Source organism: Cognatilysobacter tabacisoli, from assembly GCF_003586305.1.
Lineage (GTDB): Bacteria > Pseudomonadota > Gammaproteobacteria > Xanthomonadales > Xanthomonadaceae > Cognatilysobacter_A > Cognatilysobacter_A tabacisoli.
In genome coordinates, this window is record NZ_KZ987400.1 from 748,626 (window position 1) to 774,041 (window position 25,416).

Annotated in this window: 20 protein-coding genes; 16 read left to right on the top strand and 4 right to left on the bottom strand. The window is 73.2% G+C overall.

Annotated elements, in window-relative coordinates; genetic code table 11:
- Positions 1 to 173 precede the first annotated feature (173 nt).
- Entirely contained in the window at positions 174 to 1,157 is a 984-nt protein-coding gene (locus D3A60_RS03370; protein WP_119717270.1) for an MBL fold metallo-hydrolase, read from the bottom strand.
- Between the two features lie 146 nt (positions 1,158 to 1,303).
- Entirely contained in the window at positions 1,304 to 1,768 is a 465-nt protein-coding gene (locus D3A60_RS03375) for an RDD family protein (protein WP_119717271.1), read from the bottom strand.
- A 29-nt stretch (positions 1,769 to 1,797) separates the two neighbouring features.
- On the opposite strand from D3A60_RS03375, the gene xerD reads away from it, so the two are divergent.
- The 3 genes from xerD (at position 1,798) to purL (ending at position 8,778) form a co-directional block, all read left to right on the top strand.
- The gene (gene xerD, locus D3A60_RS03380) at positions 1,798 to 2,769 is read left to right on the top strand and encodes a site-specific tyrosine recombinase XerD (protein WP_119717272.1); all 972 of its coding nucleotides are present in this window, start codon (positions 1,798 to 1,800) and stop codon (positions 2,767 to 2,769) included.
- A 1,092-nt stretch (positions 2,770 to 3,861) separates the two neighbouring features.
- A complete protein-coding gene (locus tag D3A60_RS03385; protein WP_119717273.1) occupies positions 3,862 to 4,710 on the top strand; it encodes a DsbC family protein in 849 nt (282 codons plus the stop codon).
- Positions 4,711 to 4,824: 114 nt separating this feature from the next.
- The gene (purL, locus tag D3A60_RS03390) at positions 4,825 to 8,778 is read left to right on the top strand and encodes a phosphoribosylformylglycinamidine synthase (protein ID WP_119717274.1); all 3,954 of its coding nucleotides are present in this window, start codon (positions 4,825 to 4,827) and stop codon (positions 8,776 to 8,778) included.
- Between the two features lie 123 nt (positions 8,779 to 8,901).
- Here purL and D3A60_RS03395 read toward each other — a convergent pair whose 3' ends face one another.
- Positions 8,902 to 11,331, bottom strand: a complete 2,430-nt coding sequence (locus D3A60_RS03395) for a PxKF domain-containing protein (RefSeq protein WP_119717275.1) — start codon at positions 11,329 to 11,331, stop codon at positions 8,902 to 8,904.
- Positions 11,332 to 11,591: 260 nt separating this feature from the next.
- Between D3A60_RS03395 and gspE the strand changes: the two genes are divergently transcribed.
- The 13 genes from gspE (at position 11,592) to D3A60_RS03465 (ending at position 24,480) form a co-directional block, all read left to right on the top strand.
- Positions 11,592 to 13,307 carry a type II secretion system ATPase GspE gene (gspE, locus tag D3A60_RS03400; protein WP_407062756.1) on the top strand — a complete coding sequence of 572 codons (1,716 nt, stop codon included), beginning with the start codon at positions 11,592 to 11,594 and terminating at the stop codon, positions 13,305 to 13,307.
- Positions 13,308 to 13,310: 3 nt separating this feature from the next.
- Positions 13,311 to 14,528 carry a type II secretion system protein XpsF gene (gene xpsF, locus D3A60_RS03405; protein ID WP_119717277.1) on the top strand — a complete coding sequence of 406 codons (1,218 nt, stop codon included), beginning with the start codon at positions 13,311 to 13,313 and terminating at the stop codon, positions 14,526 to 14,528.
- Positions 14,529 to 14,874: 346 nt separating this feature from the next.
- Positions 14,875 to 15,309, top strand: a complete 435-nt coding sequence (gene gspG, locus D3A60_RS03410; protein WP_119717278.1) for a type II secretion system major pseudopilin GspG — start codon at positions 14,875 to 14,877, stop codon at positions 15,307 to 15,309.
- A 21-nt stretch (positions 15,310 to 15,330) separates the two neighbouring features.
- A complete protein-coding gene (gene xpsH / locus D3A60_RS03415; protein ID WP_119717279.1) occupies positions 15,331 to 15,786 on the top strand; it encodes a type II secretion system protein XpsH in 456 nt (151 codons plus the stop codon).
- Between the two features lie 35 nt (positions 15,787 to 15,821).
- Positions 15,822 to 16,271, top strand: a complete 450-nt coding sequence (gene xpsI / locus D3A60_RS03420; protein WP_231120404.1) for a type II secretion system protein XpsI — start codon at positions 15,822 to 15,824, stop codon at positions 16,269 to 16,271.
- Positions 16,268 to 16,984, top strand: coding sequence for a prepilin-type N-terminal cleavage/methylation domain-containing protein (locus D3A60_RS03425; RefSeq protein ID WP_119717280.1), 717 nt, complete (start codon positions 16,268 to 16,270; stop codon positions 16,982 to 16,984). Before xpsI ends, D3A60_RS03425 begins: the two co-directional genes overlap by 4 nt.
- On the top strand, positions 16,981 to 17,883 hold the full coding sequence (locus D3A60_RS03430) for a type II secretion system minor pseudopilin (protein ID WP_119717281.1): 903 nt from the start codon (positions 16,981 to 16,983) through the stop codon (positions 17,881 to 17,883). The genes D3A60_RS03425 and D3A60_RS03430 overlap by 4 nt, the downstream gene beginning before the upstream one ends.
- Complete coding sequence (locus D3A60_RS03435; RefSeq protein WP_119717282.1) at positions 17,880 to 19,040, top strand: PilN domain-containing protein; 1,161 nt, start codon at positions 17,880 to 17,882, stop codon at positions 19,038 to 19,040. The genes D3A60_RS03430 and D3A60_RS03435 overlap by 4 nt, the downstream gene beginning before the upstream one ends.
- Complete coding sequence (gspM, locus tag D3A60_RS03440) at positions 19,012 to 19,656, top strand: type II secretion system protein GspM (RefSeq protein ID WP_331250539.1); 645 nt, start codon at positions 19,012 to 19,014, stop codon at positions 19,654 to 19,656. The genes D3A60_RS03435 and gspM overlap by 29 nt, the downstream gene beginning before the upstream one ends.
- Positions 19,646 to 20,461 (top strand): general secretion pathway protein GspN, encoded by an 816-nt coding sequence (locus D3A60_RS03450; RefSeq protein ID WP_157981392.1) that lies wholly within the window; start codon positions 19,646 to 19,648, stop codon positions 20,459 to 20,461. Before gspM ends, D3A60_RS03450 begins: the two co-directional genes overlap by 11 nt.
- Before the next feature lie 7 nt (positions 20,462 to 20,468).
- The gene (gene gspD, locus D3A60_RS03455; RefSeq protein WP_119717284.1) at positions 20,469 to 22,679 is read left to right on the top strand and encodes a type II secretion system secretin GspD; all 2,211 of its coding nucleotides are present in this window, start codon (positions 20,469 to 20,471) and stop codon (positions 22,677 to 22,679) included.
- Complete coding sequence (locus D3A60_RS03460) at positions 22,676 to 23,596, top strand: glycosyltransferase (RefSeq protein ID WP_231120376.1); 921 nt, start codon at positions 22,676 to 22,678, stop codon at positions 23,594 to 23,596. Before gspD ends, D3A60_RS03460 begins: the two co-directional genes overlap by 4 nt.
- Positions 23,597 to 23,610: 14 nt before the next feature.
- Entirely contained in the window at positions 23,611 to 24,480 is an 870-nt protein-coding gene (locus D3A60_RS03465; protein ID WP_196778640.1) for a glycosyltransferase family 2 protein, read from the top strand.
- A gap of 73 nt (positions 24,481 to 24,553) precedes the next feature.
- On the opposite strand, the gene pyrF is transcribed toward D3A60_RS03465, so the two are convergent.
- A complete protein-coding gene (gene pyrF, locus D3A60_RS03470) occupies positions 24,554 to 25,381 on the bottom strand; it encodes an orotidine-5'-phosphate decarboxylase (protein WP_119717286.1) in 828 nt (275 codons plus the stop codon).
- Positions 25,382 to 25,416: the final 35 nt, after the last annotated feature.

The window sequence follows — 25,416 nt, forward strand, 5'->3', positions numbered from 1 at the left end:
CCCTGCCGAACGCCCGCCGCGCTGCGACGGGCCGGAAGCGGAACGCCTCGTCTTGAGCAGGTGGCTCGATCCCCTGCGCGCATCGCCGCGCGTCCCCTCGCGCCGTCGCGTGCCGGCCGCCGAAACAAGAACGGCGCGCCCCCGCGCGCCGTTTCCGATCGAACTACGCCGGCCTACTTCAGCGACGAGTAGTTCAGCGGCACGAACGTGTAGCCCACGCCGTCGTCGGCGGGGCGCAGGTGGCCGATGCCGGGGAACGGTAGGTGGGTCGCGGCCACCAGGTAGCCCTCCTTCGCCGCGTCGGCGTAGGCCTTCCGGCGTTCGGCGGCGGCCGGGGCGCTGTCGGTGTCGAACTGGATGGTCACGTCCGGGTTCTTGAACTGCACGGCGGCCAGGTGCATCAGGTCGCCCCACAGCACCAGCTTCTTGCCCTGGCTTTCGACCACGTAGGTCGTGTGTCCCGGCGTGTGCCCGTGCGACGGCATCGCGGTCACGCCCGGGACCAGTTCGGTGCGCCCTGAGAACGTCTTGAGCCTGCCGGCGGCGGCGTACGGATTGGCCGACGCCATCGCGCCCTGGAAGAAGCCCTTGGCGCTGTCCGGCGCCGCTTTCAGGTTGGCCTCGCTGAGCCAGTACGCCGGGTCCGCGGCGTCGATGTGCACCGTCGCATTCGGGAACGCCCGCTGGCCGCCGGCCATCAGTCCGCCGACATGGTCCGGGTGCATGTGCGTGATCAGCACCGCGTCGACCTGCTCGGGCCGGTAGCCGGCGGCCTGCAGGTTGGCGAGCACGTTGCCAAGCGTCGGGCCGAACAGCCCGGCAGCGCCGGTGTCGACCAGCACCAGCCGGCTGCCGGTATTGATCAGGTACGCGGTCACCGACGCCTCGACCGGGTGGTCGAGGAAGTGGGCCTTCAGCGCGGCCGCGGTCTGCTCGCGCGTGGTGTTGGTCAGCAGGTCGAGCATCGGCAGCTTGACCGTGCCGTCGGAGATCGCGGTGACCTCGAAGTCGCCGAGCATCATCCGGTGGTAGCCGGGCGCCTGGGTCTTGACCATCGGCGCGGCGGCGGTGGCCAGCGGCGCGTGGGCGGTGCCGGCGGCGGCGAAGGCGAGCGTGGCGGCGATCAGCGACAGCCGGATCGGGCGGGGTGCGTGCATGGGAGGTCCTCCGTGGCGGGCGTCGAGGATGACGCGCGGCACAGGTTCTGGGATCCGCGCCGGACGGATGCAGCGTTGCGCGGGTGCGCGCCTCCGCGGGCGGCACCCGGCGCCGGGGCCGGGGCCGGGGCCGGGGCCGGGGCCGATCAGCGTTTCGGCTCGCGCCGCATCCGGGTGCCGCTGGCGCGGTCATGCCAGGTCAGTCGGTCGCGGTCGACCCACGCCCACCAGAAGCCCGCGCCGGCCAGCAGCAGCGAGGCGGTGCCGACCGCGTAGCGCGCCCACAGGGCGCGCCACGACGGGGCGGCGCCGTCGCCGCCGACCACCCGCAGTCGCCACGGGCGCATGCCGAGCGTCTGCCCGCCGCGTCGCCAGCTGATCGTCGCGTACGCGCCGCTGAGCGCCCAGCACGCGACCCACAGCAGCACCTGCACCGGGCTGAACGGCGCGATGTTCTCGCGCGCGTCGTGGCCGGCGAGGTAGTAGCCGAAGGTGAACAGCGCCGAGGCCAGCAGCCACAGCGCGACCACCGGCATCAGGTCGTAGACCAGCGCCAGCAGGCGCCAGCCGACCAGCGCGCGCGGCGCGGGGTGCGGTTCGTTCGATGTCATCGCAAAAGCATAGCCGCTAAGCTCCGGCCATGACTTCGCCGAGCGACACGCGCGCGCGCACCCCCGCCGAGCGCCGCCAGCACGCCATGGCGCTGCCGCCGCTGGGCGACGCCGATGCCATCGAGATCGAGCGCTTCCTCGAGGCGCTGTGGGCCGAGTCGGGGCTCGCGCGGCAAACGCTCGACAGCTACCGGCGCGACCTCGAAGGCCTGGCGCGCTGGCGCGAAGGCCGCGGCGGCGGGCTGGCCGGCGCCGATCGCGCGATGCTGTTCGACTACCTGGCCGCGCGCAGCGGCGACGGGTATTCACCGCGCAGCAACGCGCGCCTGCTGTCCGCGCTGCGCGCGTACTACGCGTGGTGCGTGCGCCGCGGCGCGCGCGTCGACGATCCGACCGCGCTGCTGCAGCCGCCGAAGCTGCCGCGCTCGCTGCCGAAGGCGCTGGCCGAGAGCGAGATCGAGGCGCTGCTGGCCGCGCCCGACGTCGAGCAGCCGCTGGGATTGCGTGACCGCGCGATGCTCGAGCTGATGTACGCCGCCGGTCTGCGCGTCAGCGAACTGGTCGACCTGCCGTCGACCGCCGTCAACCTGCGCCAGGGCGTGCTGCGGGTGATGGGCAAGGGCAGCAAGGAGCGGCTGGTGCCGCTGGGCGAGGAAGCGCAGCACTGGCTTGAACGCTACCTCGCGCACGCGCGCCCGCAGCTGGCCGGCAAGCGCGCCCTGGCGCCGCTGTTCCTCAACGCCAGCGGCGAGGCGCCGACGCGGCAGCAGTTCTGGACGCTGGTGAAGCGGTACGCCGCGGCGGCCGGCATCGACCCGCGCCGGGTCAGCCCGCACGGGCTGCGCCACAGCTTCGCGACGCACCTGCTGAACCATGGCGCCGACCTGCGCGCGCTGCAGATGCTGCTCGGCCACGCGTCGCTGTCGACCACGCAGATCTACACCCTGGTCGCCCGCGAACAGCTCAAGCGCCTCCACGCGCAACACCACCCGAGGGGGTGAAATGCCGCGCTTGCGATGGTCCTGCGGACCATCGCGCGGCATTTCACGCCGGGGGCAGGAGCCCCCGGCCGGAGCGACTTGGCGAGCGCTGGACGCGCGAGCCTAGTCGCCGCGGTTCGACTTCAGCGCGTCAGCACTCCCGCTTGCGCGGCACTGCCGCGCGCACTGCCGAACGCCCAAGCGCCGCGCGCCTGGGCCGGGGGGCGCAACGCATCGGCTTCAGCACGTTCTGGCTTCAAGCGCGCACTGCCGCGCAGGGCGTGCGAACGCCCGCCGCGCTGCGGCCGGCCGGGTCGCAGCGACTCGACTTCAGCGCGTTCCCGGTCCTTTCGCTTATCGCGCGGCATTTCACGCCGGGGGCAGGAGCCCCCCGGCCGGAGCGACTTGGCGAGCGCTAGACGCGCGAGCCTAGTCGCCACGGTTCGACTTCAGCGCGTCAGCACTCCCGCTTGCGCGGCACTGCCGCGCGCACTGCCGAACGCCCAAGCGCCGCGCGCCTGGGCCGGGGTCGCAACGCATCGGCTTCAGCACGTTCTGGCTTCAAGCGCGCACTGCCGCGCAGGGCGTGCGAACGCCCGCCGCGCTGCTGCCGGCCGGGTCGCAGCGACTCGACTTCAGCGCGTTCCCGGTCGTTTCGCTTATCGCGCGGCATTTCACGCCGGGGGCAGGAGCCCTCGGCCGGAGCGACTTGGCAAGCGCTGGACGCGCGAGCCTAGTCGCCGCGGTTCGACTTCAGCGCGTTAGCGCTGCCGCTTGCGCGGCAATCCTCAATGCCCAGACGCTTCGCGCCGGACCCGGCGACCCGAGGCCCCGGCCTCCGCGCCTCAAGCCCGAGTTCGACCAGCGCCGCAATCGCCGCCCGGCCACGCCCGCCTTCCATCCCCCGCGACGCGCCACCCGTCGCGACGCCGGGCCCGGCCCGACGCGGCAGCGTGAGGCCGCGAGGCCCGTCCAGGCAGGCGTCCAGCCCGCACGGCGAACCAGGGCACGGGCCGATCCGCCGCTGCATGCCACAATCGGCGGGAACCCTGCGCCGCACGCGGCGTCCAATGGCGACCGCGGTCGACGCCATCCCCCGATAGGACCTTTTCGATGAAGCGCATCACCCTTGCCCTGCTCGGGGCCATGAGCCTCTCCGCCTGCGCGCAGGCGCCACAGCCGGGTGCGACCGCCGATGCCGGCGCGCAGGCGCGCACGGCCCAGGCCACGGCGCCCGCGAAGGCGGCCGCGCCGGTCGCCGGCACGCCCGACGCGCGCGCGACCGAGGCGATCCGCGCACTGAACCCGCGCGTCACCGTCGACCGCGTCGGCGCTGCGCCGATCCCGGGCTTCCGCGAGGCGGTCGTCGCCGGGCAGGTCGTCTATGTCAGCGACGACGGCAAGTACCTGTTCCTGCCCGGCTCGGGCGGCGCGCTGTTCGACGTGGCCGCCAAGAAGAACCTCAGCGAGGGCGCGCTGGCCTCGATGCGCCAGGAGCTGCTGCGCCAGATCCCGGCGAAGGAGCGCATCGTGTTCGCGCCGCCGAACCCGAAGTACACCGTGTCGGTGTTCACCGACGTCGAGTGCGGCTACTGCCGCAAGCTGCACAGCGAGATCGCCGAGTACAACCGGCAGGGCATCGCGATCGAGTACCTGGCGTTCCCGCGGATGGGCGTGGGCAGCGAGGACTTCAAGAAGATGGTGTCGGTGTGGTGCTCGAGCGACCGCAAGGCCGCGCTGACCGCCGCCAAGTCCGACGGCCGCCTGCCGGCCAAGGACTGCAACAACACCGTGCGCATGCAGTACGACATCGGCCAGCGCGCCGGCCTGACCGGCACGCCGATGATCCTGACCGCCGACGGCACCCAACTCGGCGGCTACGTGCCGCCGGCGCAGCTGCGCGCGGCGCTGGACAAGATCGCCGGCGAAGGCGGCCAGCCCGCGGCGCCCGCCGGGGCCTGATCCCGCCACCGCAGGCGTCCCGGCCGCCGGGACGCCTGCCGGGGCCGCGCCCGCCGGGCCGCCCCGGGCGCTCGGCTACAATGGCCGGCCCGTTTCGACCACGGTTTCCCGGACATGATCGTCCTCGAGGGCCCCTCGGCCCTTTCCGCGTTCCGCCGCGAACGCCTGCAGTCCCGCCTGCAAGCCCTGCATCCCGACGTCCGCCTGCTCGGCGCCTGGCCCGTGTACTGGGTCCAGCCCGACGCCGGCGCCGTGCCCGATGCCGACGCGCTGCACCGCATCCTGCAGGCCGGCGCGCAGCCGGCGGCGCGCGATGACGGCGCGGTCTCGCGCTACGTCACCCCGCGGCTGGGCACGCTGTCGCCGTGGGCGAGCAAGGCGACCGAGCTGCTGCGCGGCGCCGGGCTGCCGGTGCACCGGGTCGAACGCGGCACCCGCTACGACCTCACGGGCTGGCCGGCCGACACCGCCACCGCCGCCGCGCTGGCCAAGGTGCTGCACGACCCGATGACCGAGTCGCTGCTCGACACGCGCGAGGCGGGCGAGGGCCTGTTCGCGGTGCCGCCGCGCGGCGAGCTCGAGCGCATCGCGCTCGACGACCTCGAGGCCGCCAACGCGCGCCTCGGCCTGGCCCTGGCCGACGACGAGATCGCCTACCTGCGCGAGCGTTACGCCGCGTTGGGCCGGCAGCCGTCCGACGTCGAGCTGATGATGTTCGCGCAGGCCAACTCCGAGCACTGCCGGCACAAGATCTTCAACGCGTCGTGGACCATCGACGGCCGCGAGGCGACCGTCAACGGTGGCCCGCAGTCGCTGTTCAAGATGATCAAGAACACCCACGCACACACGCCCGAGCACACGCTGTCGGCGTACAGCGACAACGCCGCCGTGGTCGAGGGCTACGCCAGCCAGCGCTTCCGCGCCGATCCGGCGACCGGCACGTACCGCGCCGAGCCGACCGCCGATTCGGCGTTCTGCATCAAGGTCGAGACCCACAACCACCCGACCGCGATCGCGCCGTTCCCCGGCGCGAGCACCGGCAACGGCGGCGAGATCCGCGACGAAGGCGCGACCGGCCGCGGCGGCAAGCCGAAGGCGGGCCTGTGCGGCTTCAGCGTGTCGCACCTGCGCATCCCGACGCTGCCGCAGCCGTGGGAGACGACGCGCGCGCTGAACCCGCGGATGGCGCCGGCGCTGGACATCATGCTCGACGGCCCGCTCGGCGCGGCCGCGTTCAACAACGAGTTCGGCCGGCCGAACCTGACCGGCTACTTCCGCACGTTCGAGTTGGACGAGGGCACCCACGCGCGCGCCTACGACAAGCCGATCATGCTCGCCGGCGGCCTCGGCGCGATCGACCGCGAGCAGGTCGCCAAGCTCGGGCTGAAGCCAGGCTATGCGGTCGTGGTGCTCGGCGGCCCGGCGATGCTGATCGGCCTCGGCGGCGGCGCGGCCAGCTCGGTCGCGTCCGGCGAGAGCGCCGAGGACCTCGACTTCGCCAGCGTGCAGCGCGACAACCCGGAGATGGAGCGCCGCTGCCAGGAAGTGATCGACCGCTGCGTCGCGCTCGGCTCGCGCAACCCGATCGCCAGCGCGCACGATGTCGGCGCCGGCGGCCTGTCGAACGCGATCCCCGAGCTGCTGCACGACTCCGGCCTCGGCGGCGTCATCGACCTGGCCCGCGTGCCGAACGACGATCCGTCGCTTTCGCCGATGCAGCTGTGGTGCAACGAGTCGCAGGAGCGCTACGTGCTCGGCCTGCCGCCCGACCGCGTCGACGAGTTCGCCGCGATCTGCGCGCGCGAGCGCTGCCCGTTCGCGGTCGTCGGTCATGCCACCGCCGAGGAGCGGCTGGTGGTCGGCTACGGCGCCACGGTCGAGACCGCGCGCGACGCGTCGCGCGAGTGGCCGATCGACCTGCCGATGGACCTGCTGTTCGGCAAGCCGCCGAAGATGCACCGCGACGCGCGCCACCCGGCGCCGGCGCCGTGGCCGGCGCTGCAGTGGCAGGGACTGGACCTGCGCGAGGCCGCGCTGCGCGTGCTCGCGCACCCGACCGTCGCGGCCAAGAACTTCCTGATCACGATCGGCGACCGCAGCGTCGGCGGCCTGACCGCGCGCGACCAGATGGTCGGCCCGTGGCAGCTGCCGGTCGCCGACTGCGCGATCACGTTCACCGGGTTCGACGGCTTCGTCGGCGAGGCGATGGCGATCGGCGAGCGCACCCCGCTGGCGCTGCTCGACGCCGGCGCCGCGGCGCGCATGGCGGTCGGCGAGGCGATCACCAACCTGTGCGCCGCGCCGGTCGAGTCGCTGGCGCGGATCAAGCTGTCGGCCAACTGGATGGCCGCGGCCGGCCACCCCGGCGAGGACGCGCTGCTGTTCGACGCGGTCAAGGCGGTGGGCATCGAACTGTGCCCGGAGATCGAGCTGAGCATCCCGGTCGGCAAGGACTCGCTGTCGATGCAGGCGCAGTGGCAGCAGGACGGGCAGGCGCACAAGTCGGTGTCGCCGGTGTCGCTGATCGTCAGCGCGTTCGCCGCGGTGACCGACGTGCGCCGCCAGCTGACCCCGCAGCTCGAGCGCGACGGCGACAGCGAGCTGTGGCTGATCGGCCTGGGCGCCGGCAAGCAGCGCCTCGGCGGCTCGGTGCTGGCCCAGTGCCACCCCGACGCGGCCGACGCCAATGGCCACTCGTCGCTGCCGGCGTTCGCGGGCGTCGCAGAGCGCGGCGAGTCCGGCGTGCCGGATCTCGACGATCCGCAGCGGCTGCGCGATTTCTTCGAACTGGTCCGCGAGGCGCGCGAGGCCAACCTGCTGGCGGCGTACCACGACCGCTCCGACGGCGGCGCGTTCGCCGCGCTGTGCGAGATGGCGTTCTGCTCGCGCGTCGGGCTGGAGATCACGCTCGACGGCTGGGGCGACGACCCGTTCCGCACCCTGTTCAACGAGGAGCTCGGCGCGATCGTCCAGGTCAGCGGCGACGACCGCGCCGAGTTCGCCGACCTCGTCGCGCGGCACGGCCTGATCGACTGCGCCCAGCGCATCGCGCGCCCGGTGCTGGCCACCTCGGCTCCGACCGTGCGCGTGCGCCGCGACGGCGACACGCTCGCCGAGTGGCGCTGGGACGAGCTGTTCGACGCCTGGTGGTCGACCACGCACGCGCTGCAGAAGCTGCGCGACAACCCGGAGTGCGCCGACGAGGAGCGCGCGATCGCGCGCGACTTCGACGCGCCGGGTCTGAAGCCGAAGCTGACGTTCGACCCGGCCGACGACGTCGCCGCCCCGTTCGTCAACGCCGGCGCGCGCCCGCGCGTGGCGGTGCTGCGCGAGCAGGGCGTCAACAGCCACTACGAGATGGCATGGGCGTTCACCCGCGCCGGCTTCGAGGCGGTCGACGTGCACATGAGCGACCTGATCGCCGGCCGCGTGACGCTCGACGGCTTCAAGGGCCTGACGGCGTGCGGCGGCTTCAGCTACGGCGACGTGCTCGGTGCCGGCCGCGGCTGGGCGACGTCGATCCTCGAGCGCGCCGCGCTGCGCGAGGCGTTCGCGGCGTACTTCGCGCGTCCGGACACGTTCTCGCTCGGCGTCTGCAACGGCTGCCAGATGATGGCCCAGCTCAAGCCGATCATCCCCGGCGCCGAGCACTGGCCGGTGTTCCTGCGCAACCGCAGCGAACAGTTCGAAGCGCGGCTGGGCCTGCTGGAAGTCGTCGAGACCCCGTCGGTGCTGCTGCGCGGCATGGCCGGCTCGCGCATTCCGGTCGCGATCGCGCACGGCGAGGGCCGCGCGGCATTCGACAGCGCGCTCGACCAGTCGGCGGCCGCCGTGGCGCTGCGCTACATCGACGGTCACGGCCAGGTGGCCACGCAGTACCCGCTGAACCCGAACGGATCGCCCGACGGCGTCGCCGGGCTGAGCAGCGCCGACGGCCGCGCCACGATCCTGATGCCGCACCCGGAGCGCACGCCGCGCAGCGCGAACTTCAGCTGGGCGCCACGCGACTGGCCGGACGAATCGCCGTGGCTGCGGATGTTCCGCAACGCGCGGGTGTTCGTCGGCTGACGGCGTGCCCGGACCGCGCCGGCGCCCGGCGCGTAGGCGCGGTCGCCATGCGCGGCGTGCAAACGAAGAAAGCCTGGCCCTCGCGGGCCAGGCCTGGTGCGCGCCGCTTGCGCGGGCGCTGCGTTACTTCAGTTTGAACAGCGCGGAGCGGACCTGCCCGTCGCGCAGGACCAGCTTCAGCACACGGCACTGGCCGGTCCACGACTTGTCCGTCTTCCAGACGTAGAGGTACTGCCCGGCAGTCGCGTCGTACTGGAGGCTGCTGCTGCCGGCCGTCACGGTTTCCTCGACGGCGTCGCCATCGCTCGCGCTGCATGCGATCGCGCCCGACGCTGGCGAGCCGGCGGCGAAGATCGCGAGCCCCTGGTTGCCGCCGAGACGGAACTTCACCGGGACCGCGCTGCCGGCCTTCACCGTGTTGAACGTGCCGGGGTTGTCGACGGGCGCGAAGAATCCGGTCCAGACGTACGACACGACCACGTTGAACTGCACCGGCGCGGCCTGGTTGCCGCGGCTGTCCGCGGACGTGCAGGTGACCGGGGTGGTGCCGACGGCGAAGCTGCTGCCGCTGGCCGGCAGGCACGTCACGGTCGCCGGACCATCCACCAGGTCGTGCGCGGTCGGCAGCGCATAGGCCACCACGGCCTGCGAGTTGGCGGTCGCCGCCGCCTCGACATCGGCGTGCGGGGCGATCAGCGGGCCCGTGGTGTCGCGCACGGTGACGGTGAAGCCGGCGGTGGCCGCGTTGCCGAAGTCGTCGGATGCCGTGCACGTCACCGTGGTCGTTTCGTCCAGCGGGAACGTGGATCCGGATGCCGGCGTGCACGACACCGGCACCGCGCCGGCCACCACGTCGATCGCGGTCGGCGCGAACCCGACGCTCGCGCCGGCCGCCGAAGTGGCCTCCACGGTCTGGTCGCCGGGCAGGTTCCCGATCGTCGGCGGCCGGGTATCGAGGACGCTGACCGTGAAGAACCTGGGCTCGGCGACGTTGGCGTGCGCGTCGGTCGCGCTGCAGGTCACGGCGGTGTCGCCCAGCGCGAAGGTGCTGCCCGAGGCCGGCACGCACGTGGCGGGGCGCTGGCCATCGACGATGTCGTCCGAGGTGGCGCTGAACTCGACCACGGCTCCCGCAGGCCCGGTGGCCTCCGCCGCCTGCGACAGCGGCGCACTGACGACCGGGGCGGTGGTGTCGACCACGCGCACGCCGAATCCGGCTTCGGCGCCATTGCCCGCCGAGTCGGTGGCAACGCACAGCACCGGCGTGGTCGCGTCGAGCGCGAACAGCGTGCCCGGCGCGGGCTCGCAGACGAAGTACTCGCCGCTGTTCACCGCCGGCAGCGGCCCGTCGACGAGGTCGCTCGCGGACACCAGATAGCCCTGATCCGCGCCGACGTGCGCGCCGGCTGCCGACGTCGCCTCGGCGCTGATGGTCCCGGCGGGCACGCCGAGGGTCGGCGGCGTCACGTCGCGGACGAACACGTCGCACTCGCGGAACGTGTACAGGCCGCCGGAGTCGGTGACGGTGAGCCGGTAGGTGAATTTTCCGACCTGCTGGTAGCCCAGCTGCGGTGCGGTGAGCGCGATGGCGCTGGTCGCGAAGTCGCCCAGCGGCAGCACCGCGGAGCCGTCCCAGCCCGACGTCAGCGTGGTCCACGGGCCGCCGCTCCACGCATATTCGAGGGTGGTGCCGTCCTCGTGGTCCTGCGATGCGCTGCCGTCCAGCGAGAACGCTTCGCCTTCGGACAGCTCGAGCAGGTCCATCGGACAGGCGAGCTGCGCGACCGGCGGGTCATTGACCCACGACACGTTCACCGTGACCTCGGCCACGTCGCTCAGCTGCGCGTCGGACACCGTCAGTCGGAACGTGAGCGTTGCGCCGCCGCTGCCGGCGGTATTCGGCGCGACGAAGCTGGTGTTCGCCGCATCCGCATCGGCCAGCGCGACCGCCGGTCCGTCCACCTGCGTCCATCGGTAGCTCAGCGTGTCGCCATCGGCATCGGTGCCGCTGCCGAGCAGCTGCACCGTGGCGCCGTCCGTGACGAGCGCCGGGCTGGCGCTGGCGGTCGCCTCCGGCGCGAGGTTGGCCGAGTGGCTGTTCTGCAGGTTCACCGTCACCGTGTCGGTGGCGGTCTGGAGGACACCGTTGGCGCCAACGCAGCTGACCTGGAGCTGGAACGTCAGCGGCGTCTGCACCGCGACGTCGGGCGCCTGGAAACGGGCGTACAGGTCGCCCTGGTTGTCGGTGCCGGTTTCCAGCGCGACCGCCGTGCCGCCGGTCTGCGTCCAGGCGTAGAGCCCGCCGCTGCTGCGCTTGGGCTTGGAACCGCTATTGCCGGGCTGCGGCGTCAGCTGGATCGTGTTCGGCACCCACGTCCCGTTGGTCAGGACGAAGTCGGCCTCGGTGCGCGGGTCGCTGCCCTGGATGACCGCGCTGGGCTCCCCGCGCTGGCAGGTGGCAGTCGCTGCGACGGCCGGCCCGGCCGCGGCGGCCAACGCCACGCACGCGCATGCCAGCGCGGCCCCGTAGCGGGGCCTGAATCGAAATTTCATTGTCTTCCCCTGTTTGTGTGGCGGCTACCGTGCGGAGGCCCCATGTCCCGGCGCCAGGCCGGATCGCGTCTCCACACAGCAGGGGCAACGCGTCCGGCCGGCGGCACCGGCCATGCCGTGCTCGTGCACGGCCGGTGGACTGCCGCGGCGAACTCGGAGCCCCCGGTGGGCTACGCTTCGGCACGGATCCGCGGCGTCGGCCACGCTATGCCCAGCTGCTAAAGTCCGGGGACGCACGGAGAACAGTCGTGAATGCAGTCGTGGATACCCACTCGCATGCGCCGGACGGAGAAAGCGCCGACGAGCGCATCGTCGCCGCGCTGCTGGCCAAGGGCCGGCTCAAGGACGCGGACCTCGCGCGCGCGCGCCGGCTGCAGGACGAAACCGGCGGCGGGCTGCTGACCCTGCTGACCCGGCTGGGCCTGGTGTCCGAGCGCGACCACGCCGAGGCCTGCGCCGAGGTCCTCGACCTGCCGCTGGTCAGCACCAAGGACGCGCCGGAACTCCCGCCGGAAGGCGTGGCGCTCACGCTGAAGTTCATGAAGCAGTTCGCGGTCTGCCCGATCGCCGACAGCGAGTCGATCGTCGACGTCGTGCTCGCCGACCCGCAGGATGCCTACACCCTCGACGCCGTGCGTCTGGCCACCGGCCGCGACGTGCGCCCGCACGTGGCGCTGCGCTCGGAGATCGACGACCTGATCGAGCGCTGGTACGGGCAGGGCCGCAGCGCGATGGGGGCGATCGTCGAGACCGCCGAGGGCGAGACCGGCGGCGACCTCGAGGACGTCGAGCACCTGCGCGACCTTGCCTCCGAGGCGCCGGTGATCCGGCTGGTCAACCTCGTGATCCAGCGCGCGGTCGAACTGCGCGCGTCGGACATCCACATCGAGCCGTTCGAGAACCGGCTGAAGGTCCGCTACCGCGTCGACGGCGTGCTGATCGAGGGCGAGAGCCCGCCGGCCAACCTGACCGCGGCGGTGATCAGCCGCATCAAGATCATGGCCAAGCTCAACATCGCCGAGCGCCGCCTGCCGCAGGACGGCCGGATCATGCTGCGCGTGCAGGGCAAGGAGCTCGACCTGCGCGTCAGCACCATGCCGACCGCGCACGGCGAGAGCGTGGTGATGCGCCTGCTCGACCGCGAGACGGTGGTGTTCGACTTCAAGCGGCTCGGCTTCACCGACCACTTCCTGCCGCAGTTCCAGAAGGTGCTCGACCAGCCACACGGGATCCTGCTGGTGACCGGCCCGACCGGCTCGGGCAAGACCACCACGCTGTACACCGCGCTGAGCAAGCTCAACACCGCCGACGTCAAGATCATCACCGTCGAGGACCCGGTCGAGTACCAGCTCGAGGGCATCAACCAGATCCAGGCCAAGCCGCAGATCGGGCTCGACTTCGCCCACGCGCTGCGGTCGATCGTCCGCCAGGATCCGGACATCATCATGATCGGCGAGATGCGCGACCTCGAGACCGCGCGCATCGCGATCCAGTCGGCGCTGACCGGCCACCTGGTGCTGTCGACGCTGCACACCAACAATGCCGCCGGCGGAATCACCCGCCTGCTCGACATGGGCGTCGAGGACTACCTGCTGACGTCGACGATCAACGGCATCCTCGCCCAGCGCCTGGTGCGGCGGCTCGAGCCGACCCACGCCGAGCGCTACGCCGCCTCGCCGGAGCAGATCGATAAGTTCGGCCTGCGCCGCTACCAGCCCGACGGCGAGATCCACCTGTACCGCGCGCGCGGTTCGGCGCTGGCGCCGACCGGCTACCTCGGCCGCACGACGATCATGGAGTTCCTCGTGATGAACGACGAGCTGCGGCGCGCGGTGATGCGCCACGCCGGCATGGGCGAGCTCGAGCAGCTCGCGCGCGACGCCGGCATGCGCACGATGTACGAGGACGGCATCGCCAAGGCGCTGGCCGGCGAGACCACGATCGAGGAAGTGCTGCGCGTGACCGAGGACGCGTAAGCGATGCCGCTCTACCACTACAAGGCGCTGAACGCCCGCGGCGAAGTGCTCGACGGCCAGATGGAGGCCGCCAGCAACGGCGAGGTCGTCGCGCGTCTTCAGGAGCAGGGCCACCTGCCGATCGAGGCGCGGCTGGCGAGCGAGGGCGGCGGCGCGTCGACCTGGCGCGCGCTGCTGAAGCCCAAGCCGTTCGCCGGCGCGCGGCTGGTGCAGTTCACCCAGCAGCTGGCGACGCTGCTCGGCGCCGGCCAGCCGCTCGACCGCGCGCTGACGATCCTGCTCGAACTGCCCGAGGACGAAGCGGCGCGCCGCACGATCGCCGACGTGCGCGACGCGGTGCGCGGCGGCAGCGCGCTTTCGACCGCGCTCGAGCGCCAGCACGGCACGTTCTCGCGGCTGTACGTCAACATGGTCCGCGCCGGCGAGGCCGGCGGCACGATGCACGAGACGCTCGCGCGGCTGGCCGACTACCTCGAGCGCGCGCGCGCGCTGCAGGGACGGGTGATCAACGCGCTGATCTACCCGGCGATCCTGCTGGTGATGGTCGGCCTGAGCCTGCTGTTCCTGCTCGGCTACGTGGTGCCGCAGTTCGCGCAGATGTACGAGAGCCTGGACGCGCCGCTGCCGTTCTTCACCAAGATCATCCTGGCGCTGGGCCTGTTCGTGCGCGACTGGTGGATCGTGCTGCTGGTGGTGCCGGCGCTGGCCGCGCTGTGGTTCGACCGCAAGCGCCGCGACCCGGTGTTTCGCGAGGCCTTCGACGGGTGGCTGCTGCGGCGCAAGCTCGCCGGTGGACTGGTGGCCAAGATCGAGACCGCGCGGCTGGCACGCACGCTCGGCACGCTCGTGCGCAACGGCGTGCCGCTGCTGACGGCCCTGGGCATCGGCCGCAACGTGCTCGGCAACCGCGTGCTGGCCGCCGACGTCGACGCCGCCGCGGCCGAGGTCAAGAACGGCGTGCCGCTGTCGATCGCGCTCGGCAAGGGCAAGCGCTTCCCGCGCCTGGCGCTGCAGATGGTGCAGGTCGGCGAGGAGTCCGGCGCGCTCGACGCGATGCTGGTCAAGACTGCCGAGACGTTCGAGACCGAAACCGGGCTCGCGCTCGACCGCCTGCTTGCGGCGCTGGTGCCGGTGGTGACGATCGTGTTGGCCGGGATCGTCGGCATCGTGGTGATCGCGGTGCTGATGCCGCTGTACGACCTTACGAGCGCGATTGGGTGAGCAGGGCCTGCTCGCGCGGCACTGCCGCGCAGGCCCTGCGAACGCCCGCCGCGCTGCGGCGGGCCGGAGTCGCGACGATCCGGCTTCAGCGCGGCATTCGCCTTCTCCACGGTTGCCGCAGCCGCATGCTCCAGCGCCGTGCGCATCCAAAAGAAGCGCTGTCCCGAGGCCATCGCGTGATTTATCTAGCTGTCTGTTCCGACAACCGCGCCGCGCAAGCGTGCACCACGGCCGCGCGCTCGCGCACAATCGGGCACAGGCAACCCTATAGCGCGAATGGAGCTCGCGGCCCGGCCGGCGCTCCGTTCCGACTTCCTTCCACCGACGTTTGAACTTGGACCCGACGATGCGCAACCGCCGTTCCCTGACCCGCTCCCCGTCCGCCGCCGCGCAGCGCGGCATGAGCCTGATCGAGATCATCATCGTCATCGTGCTGATCGGCGCGGTGATCGCGTTCGTCGGCACCCGCGTGATTGGCGGCAAGGACCGAGGCGACTACAACCTGGCCAAGTCCCAGGTGTCGACCCTGGCCGGCAAGATCGAGGCGTTCCAGATGGACACCGGCCGCCTGCCGGCCTCGCTCGACGAACTGGTCACACAGCCCGGCGACGCCAGCGGCTGGCTCGGCCCGTATGCGAAGGAGGCCGAACTGAAGGACCCGTGGGGCCGCGCTTTCGACTACCGGACCCCGGGTGAATCGCGCGATTTCGATCTGGTCAGCCTCGGCAAGGACGGGCAGCCGGGCGGCACCAGCGTCGACGCCGACATCGTTTACGAGTAAGCGCCGGCGCAGGCCACGACCATGCAGCATCGCGTCCGCGGCGTGTCGTTGCTGGAGATGCTGCTCGTGGTCGCGCTGATCGCCGGCGCCAGCGTGCTGGCGATGGCGGCGTTCGGCGGCGGCATGGCCGGCCTCCAGCTGCGCAGCGAGGCGCGCGAGATCGCCGCGCAGCTGCGCTTCACCCGCACCCACGCGATCGCCACCGGTCAGCCGCAGCGCTTCACGATCAACCCGCAGGCGCATGCGTGGACCGCGCCGCGAAACCGCAGCGGCACCGTGCCCGATACGCTCGGCGTGACGTTCACCGGCGCGCGTGAGCTGCAGCCGTCGGAGGGCGAGGGCGCGATCGTGTTCTTCGCCGACGGCGCGTCGACCGGCGGCCGTGTGCAGCTGCGGCGCGAGCAGGCGGCATGGAACATCGACGTGGCGTGGCTCACCGGCGAGGTGAAGCTGCGCCAGGTGGAGGCCGAGCGGTGAGCCGGTCGCCGCGCCTGCCGCCGCACCCGGCATGCGTGCGCGCGCGTCGCCCGCTCGGCCGTGCCGGGCGCCACGCGCAGCGCGGCTACACGCTGCTCGAGGTGATCGTCGCGTTCGCGCTGCTCGCGCTCGCCTTGACGCTGCTGCTCGGCACGCTGTCGGGCGCGGCCCGGCAGGTGCGCTGGTCCGGCGATGCCGGCCGCGCGGCGCTGCATGCGCAGTCGCTGCTCGACCAGGTCGGCGTCGGCGCGCCGATCGAAGTGGGCGAGTCCGGCGGCGAACTCGACGGCGGCCGCTACCGGTGGGCGCTCGACGTGCGCCCATGGCGCGACCCGTCGACGCCACCCGACGCGCCGCTCGAGCCGGCGGCGCCTCAGCTGTTCGAGATCACCCTGTCGGTGCGGTGGGGCGAGGGGCGTCCCGGCGATCGCGTCGAACTGCGCACGCTGCGGCTGGCGCCCGCGACGGCGGAGGTGGCGCTGTGAATCCGCGCGGCCGCTTCCCTCCTGCACGCCGCCCGTACGGCCCCACTGCCGCTGGACGGCACGCCGGCGCGCAGCGCGGCTTCACCCTGATCGAAGTGCTGCTGGCGACCGCGCTGCTCGCCGGCGGACTCGCGCTCGCGTTCGCCACGATCGCGGCGGCGACCCGCACCAGCGCGCGCGGCGAGGCGATTGCCGCGGACAGCGAGCGCATGCGCGCGGTCGCCGGGTTCCTGCGCGCGCGCATCGGCGCCGCGCGTGCGGTGCCGTTCGCGCTCGACGAATCCAGCGCCCTGCCGCAGCGCTTCATCGGCGAGCCCGACCGGCTGCGCTTCGTCGCCGACCTGCCGGACTACCTCGGCCAGGGCGGGCCGTACCTGCACGACTTCGCCGTCGAGGACGCCGACGACGGCGTGCGCGTCACGCTCGCGCTGTCGCTGGTGCTGGCCGGCGAAACCTTCGACGACGACCCGCCGCGCGCGCCGGAGCCTCTGGTCGAAGGCCTGTCGGAAGCCGGGTTCCGCTACCGCGCGCTCGACGAAAGCGGCGAACTCGGCGAGTGGCAGGAGCGCTGGACGACGACCGACCAGCTGCCGCTGCTGGTCGAGGTGACCCTCGTCGACGGCACCGGCCGGGCGTGGCCGCCGCTGGTGATCGCGCCGCGGCTGGCGGTGCCCGCGACTGCCGGGCAGGCGGCGCCGGTGATCACCGAATGAGCGCGCCGCTCGCCACCCGAACGGGTGACGGCGCGCGCGGCGCGGCGCTGCTGCTCGTGCTGTGGCTGATCGCGCTGCTGGCCGCGGTGGTCGGTGCGTTCGCGCTGACCGCGCGCATCGAACAGATGCAGGGGCGCGTGCTCGCACGCGGCCTGGCCGCCGAAGGCGCGGCGCGCGCCGGGATCGAGTACGCACTCACGCGCGTCAATGCGAGCGACCCGCGGCGCCAGTGGCAGCCCGACGGTCGCCCGCACGCGTGGCGCTTCGCCGACGCCGAGGTCGAAGTGGCGCTGGTCGACGAGAACGGCAAGGTCGACCTCAACCAGGCCGACGCGACGCTGCTGACCGAACTGCTCAATCGACTCGAGGTCGAGCCGCAGGCCGCCGCGCGGCTGGCGTCGGCGATCCTCGACTGGCGCGACCCCGACACGCTGACCCAGCCGGCCGGCGGCGGCGAGGACGCCGACTACGCCAGTGCCGGCCGCATCTACGGCGCCAAGGACGCGGAGTTCGAGAGCGTCGCCGAGCTCGAGCAGGTGCTCGGCTTCACCCCTGCGCTTTACGCGCGGGTGCGGCCGCACGTCACCGTGTACAGCGGCCGGCAGCGTCCCGATCCGGCGTTTGCCAGTGCGGAAGTGCTCGATGCGATGGGGCTGCAGGGGAACGACCTCGTCGCGCAGCGGCGCCAGTGGAATCCGGAGTCGGGCCAGCCAGCGCCGGGGCTGCCGACGGGGGAGTCGCTCGTGGGCAGTCAGAGCGGCACGTATAGTATCGACAGCCGCGCGCGGCTCGGGGATGGTCGCGAAGCGGTCCTGCGGGTCGTCGTGCGCACGGGCGGTGCAGGGCCGGGTATGGCCTACACGCCGCTGCGCTGGGAGGAGGGAGCTTCACCGCGATGAGCCTGTGGACAGACAGCCGCCTGTACGAACGCGCCGGCCGCTTCGGCGCCCGTCTCGGCGCGCGCGGGTTCTTCTCGTGGTGGGGCCGGTCGCTGGCCGCGTGGCTGCCGCCGCGCGCACGCGTCGCCCTCGGCCTAGACCGCGGCCGCCTGCTGCTGCAGGTCGACCGCGACGCCGTGCAGCTGCGCCTGCAGCGCGGCGGTGAAGTCCGCGACCTCGGCCACGTGCCGCTGCCGGCCGAGGCCGCGATCGCGGTCGATCCGTTCGCACCGTTGCTCGGCGCGCGCCTGTCCGACCTGCCGCGCTGGCTGCTGCTGCCGGCCGCGTCCGCGCTGCGCCGGCGCCTGTCGCTGCCGAGCGCCGCCGCCGACCGCCTGCGCGACGTGGTCGGCTTCGAGATCGAACGGCAGACGCCGTTCACCGCCGACGCGGTGGTGTTCGACGCGCGCGTCGTCGGCCGGCGCGATGCGGAAGGCCAGATCGACGTGGAACTCGTCGCGGTGCCGCGCACCGCGCTCGACCCGCTGCTGGCCGCGCTCGGTGCGGCGTCGACGACGCTGGCCGGCATCGACGTGGCAACCGCCGACGGCCGTCCGCTCGAGGTCAACGTGCTCGACCCGGCGCTGCGCCGCAGCCAGGCCGACCCGTGGCGCGTGTGGAACTGGGCCTTCGCGGCGATCGCCGTCGTCGCGCTGGCTGCCGCGCTGTGGCAGGTGCTCGACAACCGCCGCATCGCCGCGGAGATGCTCGAAACGCAGATCGCCACCCGCGCCGAGCCCGCGCGCCGCGCCGCGGCCGAGCGCGGGCGGCTGGTCAACCGCATCGAAGGCCAGGCGTTCCTCGATCGCACGCGCGCGGCGCGCCCGACCGCGGTCGAGGTCATGGACGAGCTCAGCCGCCGGCTTCCTGACGGCACGTACCTGGAGAAGCTCGCGATCGAGGAGGAGCGCCTGACGCTGCTCGGCCTCAGCAACGAGGCGCCGGCGCTGATCGGCCGCCTGCAGGGTTCGCCGCTGTGGCGATCGCCGGCGCTGGCCGGCGCGCTGCAGCCCGACCCGGCGTCGGGCCGCGACCGCTTCACCCTCACCGCCGAACTGACGCCGGCGACCGCAACGCAGGAGACGAACCGTGGCGTCCGCCCCGCTGCCCGTCGCTGACCGCGACCGCTGGCTCGCGCTGGGCCTGCTGGCCGGCGCGCTGCTCGTCGCATACCTCGTGCTCGTCCACCCGTGGTGGACGGTGCCGATGCTCGAAGCCAACGCGCGCATCGACGCGCTGCAGGCGCGCGAACTGCGCCAGAGGATGGAGCTGCAGCAGGCGCCGCAGGTGCGCGAGCGCCTCGCGCAGCTGGAAGCGCAGCAGGCCGGGATGCCCGGCTTCCTGCCCGAAACCAGCGCCGAACTGGCGACCGCCGCGCTGATCCAGCGGCTGGAGACCGTCGTCGCCGAGGCCAGCCCGGGCAACCGCAGCTGCGTGATCCAGAACCGTTCGCCGCTGTCGGAAGCCTCGCGCGACCGCTACCCGCGCGTGGTCGTGCAGGCGCGCCTGCGCTGCGGCACGCCGGAGCTGGCGAGCGTGCTGTACTCGATCGAGAACGGCTCGCCGCGGCTGTTCGTCGGCAACCTCAACGTGCTGGCGCAGCGGTACTTCTTCGCACCGGGCGCGGCCGATCGCGGGCCGCGCGAGGGCGGGCTCGACGTCAGCTTCGACCTGTACGGGTACCTCGCGCCGACCCCGGGCGCCGCGAACGCGGAGGTGCGGCGTGCGCGCTGACACGGCCGGAGCGCGGACCTGGCTGCTCGCCACGACGGCGGGCTGGGCGATCGTCGCCTGGATGCTCGCGTTCGCCGGCATGGGCGGGCGCGTGGAGGCGCCGGTCGACGACCCGACCCTGCTGCGTCCGCTGCCGGCGCTGCCGCGGCCGGTCGACAGCCGGCTCGGCCCGCTCGGCCAGTACACCGAGATCGCCGCGCGGCCGCTGTTCTCGCAGGACCGGCGGCCGAAGCCGTTCTCGCTGCAGCCGGCCGGCGAGGCGCAAGTGCAGGCGTTCGACTACGTGCTCAGCAGCGTGATGATCACCCCGACGCTGCGGATGGCGATCCTGCAGAACCCCGACGGCTCGCAGTCGCTGCGGGTCAAGCTCGGCGAGGCGCCTGAGGGACAGCCGGGCTGGCGACTGGTCGCGCTCAACGCGCGCAGCGCGGTGTTCGCCGGCCCCGAGGGCGAGCGCACGATGGACCTGCGCGTGTTCGACGGGCGCGGCGGCCAGATGCCGACCGCCGTCGCCGCGCCGCCCATCGCGCCGCGCCCGGCGCCGACCGGCGTGCCGGTAGCGCCGCCGGGCGACATCGAGCGTCCGGGCCGCGTCAGCGCGATCGAAGTCGCGCCCGGCCAGCCCGCCGTTCCGGCCGATGCGACCAAGCCGGGCGCATCGACCCCGACGCCCGCCACCACCGCCGCGCCGTCACCGGAGCAGGCGCAGATGGAAGCCATCCGCAAGCGCATCGAGGCGCGTCGCGCCGCGCTGCGCCAGGAGGCGCAGCAGAACCAGTCACCGCCGCCGCCGCCCACCAGGTAGAGCCCGCATGAAGCAGTCCACTCCCCTCCGCGCATCGCAGTCCGCGCTCGCCGCCGCCCTCGCGGTGGCGCTGGCCGCCTGCGCCACCGCGCCGGTGCCGAGCGTGCGCCGCGAAGGCAACCCCGCCGCCGTTGCGGCCACCGGCGTCGCCGGCACGTCGACCGACGGGCCGGTGAGCACCGCGCCGCTGGCTGAGTACGACGCCGACGGCCGTCCGCGCGCGCAGATCCGCCGCGGCACCGGCCAGGTCATCAACCGCGCCGCGGCGTCGGCGCCGCCGCCGAACCTCGGCGCGAGCACCGGCTCGGCCACGTTCAACTTCGAGGGCGAGCCGGTCCAGGTCGTGGCCAAGGCGATCCTCGGTGACATGCTCGGCCAGAACTACGTGATCGCCCCCGGCGTGCAGGGCACCGTGACCCTCGCCACGCCCAAGCCGGTGAGCCCGGCCGAGGCGCTGAGCCTGCTGGAGATGGTGCTCGGCTGGAACAACGCCCGCATGGTCTACAGCGGCGGGCGCTACAACATCGTCCCGGCCGACCAGGCGCTGGCCGGCAACGTCGCTCCGCGCACCGGTGGCGCGTCCAATGCGCGCGGTTTCGAAGTGCGCACCGTGCCGCTGCGCTACGTGTCCGCCGCGGAGATGGAGAAGATCCTCAAGCCGTACGCGCGGCCGAACGCGATCGTCGGCATCGAGCCGTCGCGCAACGTCATTACCATCGGCGGCAGCCGCGCGGAGCTCGAAAACTACCTGCGCACGATCGAGATCTTCGACGTCGACTGGCTGTCGGGCATGTCGGTCGGCGTGTTCCCGCTGCAGTCCGGCAAGGCCAGCAAGGTCGTGTCGGACCTGGAGAAGGTGTTCGGCGAGCAGAGCAAGTCGCCGGTCGCCGGCATGTTCCGCTTCATGCCGCTCGACGGCGCCAACGCGATCCTCGTGATCACGCCGCAGGCGGCCTACCTCGACGACATCCAGCAGTGGCTGGACCGGATCGACGGCGCCGGCGGCGAGATGCAGCTGTTCTCGTATGAGCTCAAGTACATCAAGGCCAAGGACCTCGCCGACCGACTGTCGGAGGTGTTCGGCGGCGGGCGCGGCGGCGGCAGCAGCGACAGCGGCGCCGCGCCGACGCTGATGCCGGGCCTCGACTCGGTCGAGCTGCGCGACGGCGACGGCACCAGCACCGCCGACATCGGCGGCCGGACCGACGGCATGTCGGGCGGTACCGGGTCGGGCGGCGGCGAGATGTCGCTGAACACCCGCCAGGGCGGCAACGCCAGCGTCACCCTCGACGTCAACGGCGACCGGGTCGGCGTGTCGGCGGTCGAGGAAACCAACTCGATCATCGTGCGCAGCAGCCCGGCCGCGTGGAAGTCGATCAAGGACGTGATCGAGCGCCTCGACGTGATGCCGATGCAGGTGCACATCGAGGCGCAGGTCGTCGAGGTGCAGCTCAGCGGCGCGCTGAAGTACGGCGTCAACTGGTACTTCGAGCGCGCCGTCACCGACGCCGGCCTGCCCAGCGCGGTCGGCCGCAGCACCTGGAGCACGATCGCCGGCAGCATCACCGAGCCGACCGCGAGCAACGCGGGCGGGCTGGCGTGGACGTTCCTGGGCCGCAACGCCGCGGCGGTCATCAGCGCCCTCGACGAGGTCACCGACCTGCAGCTGCTGCAGACCCCGTCGGTGGTGGTGCGCAACAACGCCGAGGCCACGCTCAACGTCGGCAGCCGCATCCCGATCTCGTCGGTGACGTTCAACCCCGGCGTCGGCAACGACAACACCTTCAGCCAGGTGCAGTACCTCGACACCGGCACGATCCTCAAGGTGCGCCCGCGCGTCAGCAAGGACGGCATGGTGTTCCTCGACCTCGTGCAGGAGGTCAGCTCGCCGGGCACCACCGCCGACCGCAACGGCAACGTGCGAATCGACACGCGCAAGCTCAAGACCGAGGCGGCCATCCAGAGCGGCGACACCGTGCTGCTGGCCGGCCTGATCAGCGATGGCGTCGAGCGCGGCTCGGCCGGCTTCCCGGGCCTGAGCCGCATCCCGGTCATCGGCGGCCTGTTCGGCACCCAGCGCTCGGCGACCACGCGCAACGAGGTGATCGTGCTGCTGACGCCGACGATCGTGCGCAATCCGCAGGAAGCCCGGAACCTGACCGACGAGTACGGCCGCCGCTTCCGCGCGCTCGAGCCGCTGAACCTGCGTCCCAAGTGACGGCGGCCACGGCGGTCGACCTGCCCGTCGTGGTGGTCCCGGTGGGCGTCGACGACGACGCCCTCGACGCGTGCCTGGCGGCGCTCGACGCCGGCACCGCGCGCGGCACGCGGGTGTGGCTGGCCGACGACGCGCAGGCCGGCCCGCGCGCCCACGCCATCGTCGAGCGCTGGCTCGCGCGCACCGCGCTCGATGCGCACTACACCCGGCGCCAGCGCAGCATCGGCGAGGCTGCCCACCTTCACGAGGTGCTGGCCGCGTGCGGCGACGCCGACGTCGCCGTGCTGGCCGCCGACGCGGTGCCCGCGCCGGGCTGGCTGGCGCGCCTCGGCGCGTGCCTGCGCAGCGACGGCGCGATCGCCACGGCGACGCCGTGGTGCAACGCCGGCGAGGCCGCCGGCTGGCCGCGCATCGGCGAGATCGAACCGGTGCCCGCCGACCTTGAGCGCCTGTCGCGCGCGGCGGCCACGCTGCCGGCGACCCATCCGGAGCTGCCCGCCGCGGTCAGCCACGCGGTGCTGCTGCGCGGCAGCGCGCGCAAGCGCGCCGGTGGGCTGGACGCGACCCACTACGGCTCGTGGTACGCGGCGCTGACCGACCTGTCGCTGCGGCTGTCCGGCCTGGGCTGGCGCAACGCGCTGTGCGAGAACGCATTCGTCGCGCGCCGCGGCGAGGGTGTCGCGTTCGACGGCGACATGGAGCGGCTCGCGGTGCGCTGGCCGGACTGGCACGCGCGGCTGGCGAACTTCCTGATGGCCGATCCGCTGCGCGCGCTGCGCGAGCGCCTGCAAGCGCAGTGCGATGCGGTCGGACCGGCCGACGCGCAGCGCGACCTGTTCGCCAGCGACGCGGCGCTGGACGACGCGCCGTCAACGCCTGCGCCGGACGTCGCGCTGCCCGCGGACGATCGGGCATGAGCGCGGCCGACGCGTTGCGGGCGCAGATCGCCGCCCTGGTCGTCACCCACCAGAGCGAGTCGACGATCGATGACTGCCTGTCGCGCCTGCGCGCCGCCGACGGGGTTGCGGCGATCCGCGTCGTCGACAACAGCTCGACCGACGGCACCGTCGCAATCGTCCAGCGCCACGCCGCCGCCGATGCGCGCGTGCGCTTCATCGCCAACCCCGACAACCCCGGCTTCGCGGTCGCCTGCAATCAGGGCGTGGCCGATCTCGGCGACGCGGCAGCCGACGCCTGGCTTGCGTTCGTCAATCCGGACTGCCTCGTCGAGCCCGACGCGATGGCGCGCCTGCGCGCGCACGGCGCCGGACTCGGCGACTGCCTGCTCGGCGCGGACCTGGTCGACGATGCGGGCGTGCGCGATGCCGCCGCGCGGCGGCGCGACCCGGACTTCGCGGCGATGCTCGCGCGGCTGTGGCGGTCGCCCACCGATGCCGGTCGTCTCGGCGTCGCCGTCGACGCGGCGCGCGCCGTGCAGCCGGTCGAGGCCGTGTCCGGCGCGCTGATGTTGCTGCCGCGCAGTCTGTTCGACCGGCTCGGCGGCTTCGACACGGGGTACCGCCTGCACGCCGAGGACCTTGACCTGTGCCGGCGCGCGCGCGAGGCGGGTGCCACCGTCGCCGTCGGCAACGACGTGCGCGTGCTGCACGTGCGCGGCGTGTCGAGCCGGCGTCGGCCGCTGTTCGTCGAGTGGCACAAGCACCGCGGGCTGGCGCGCTACTTCGGCAAGTTCGAGGCGCCGCGCCGCAGCGCGCCGGTGCGGATCGCGGTCTACGCGGTGATCTGGGCGCGCTTTCCGCTGGCCCTGGCGCGCGCGTGCCTGCGCGCCGTGACCGGCTGACGCTGCGCCGCCGCCGGAGCGATGCGGCGGAACGGATGGTGGAGTGGGCGGTGGGCTGGGCGGTACGCGGGGGTCAGCGGAAGCGGTTGATCGCCTCGCGCAGCGTGCGGGCCTCGCGGGCGGCGGCGTCGGCGTAGTCGTCGCCGCGCGAGGCGTACAGGATCGCGCGCGAACTGCTGACCATCAGGCCGGTGCCGTCGGCCGTACGCGCATGGGTGACGACGGCCTCGACGTCGCCGCCCTGCGCGCCGACGCCGGGCACGAGGAACGGCATCTCGCCGACGATCGCGCGGACCTCGCGCAGCTGCTGCGGCCACGTCGCGCCGACGACGAGCGCGCAGTTGCCGTGGCCGTTCCAGTCGCGCGCGACGGTCTCGGCCACGCGCTGGTACAGCGGGCGCGTGGCGCCGTCGGTGCCGGCGACCGGCAGGTCCTGCAGGTCGGCCGCGCCCGGGTTCGAGGTGCGGCACAGGATCACCACGCCGCGGTCGGCGCGGTCGAGGAACGGCTGCAGCGAGTCACGGCCGAGGTACGGGTTGGCGGTCACCGCGTCGGCGCCGTAGCGGTCGAAGGCCTCGGCGGCGTAGTGCTGCGCGGTGCTGCCGATGTCGCCGCGCTTGCTGTCGAGGATCACCGGCACGCCCGGGTGCGCGGCGTGCAGGTGCGCGACGAGGCGGGCGAGGGCGTCCTCGGCGCCGAGCGCGGCGAAGTGCGCGATCTGCGGCTTGAACGCGCAGGCGTACTCGGCGGTGGCGTCGGCGATGTCGCGGCAGAACGCGAACACCGCGTCGGGATCGGACGCGAACCGCGCCGGGAACTTCGCCGGCTCGGGATCGAGCCCGACGCAGACCAGCGAATCGGCTTCGGACCAGCGGCGGCGCAGCGCCTGCATGAACGACATCGACGTGTGCTCCGGAAGATGCGGCGACGCCCGCG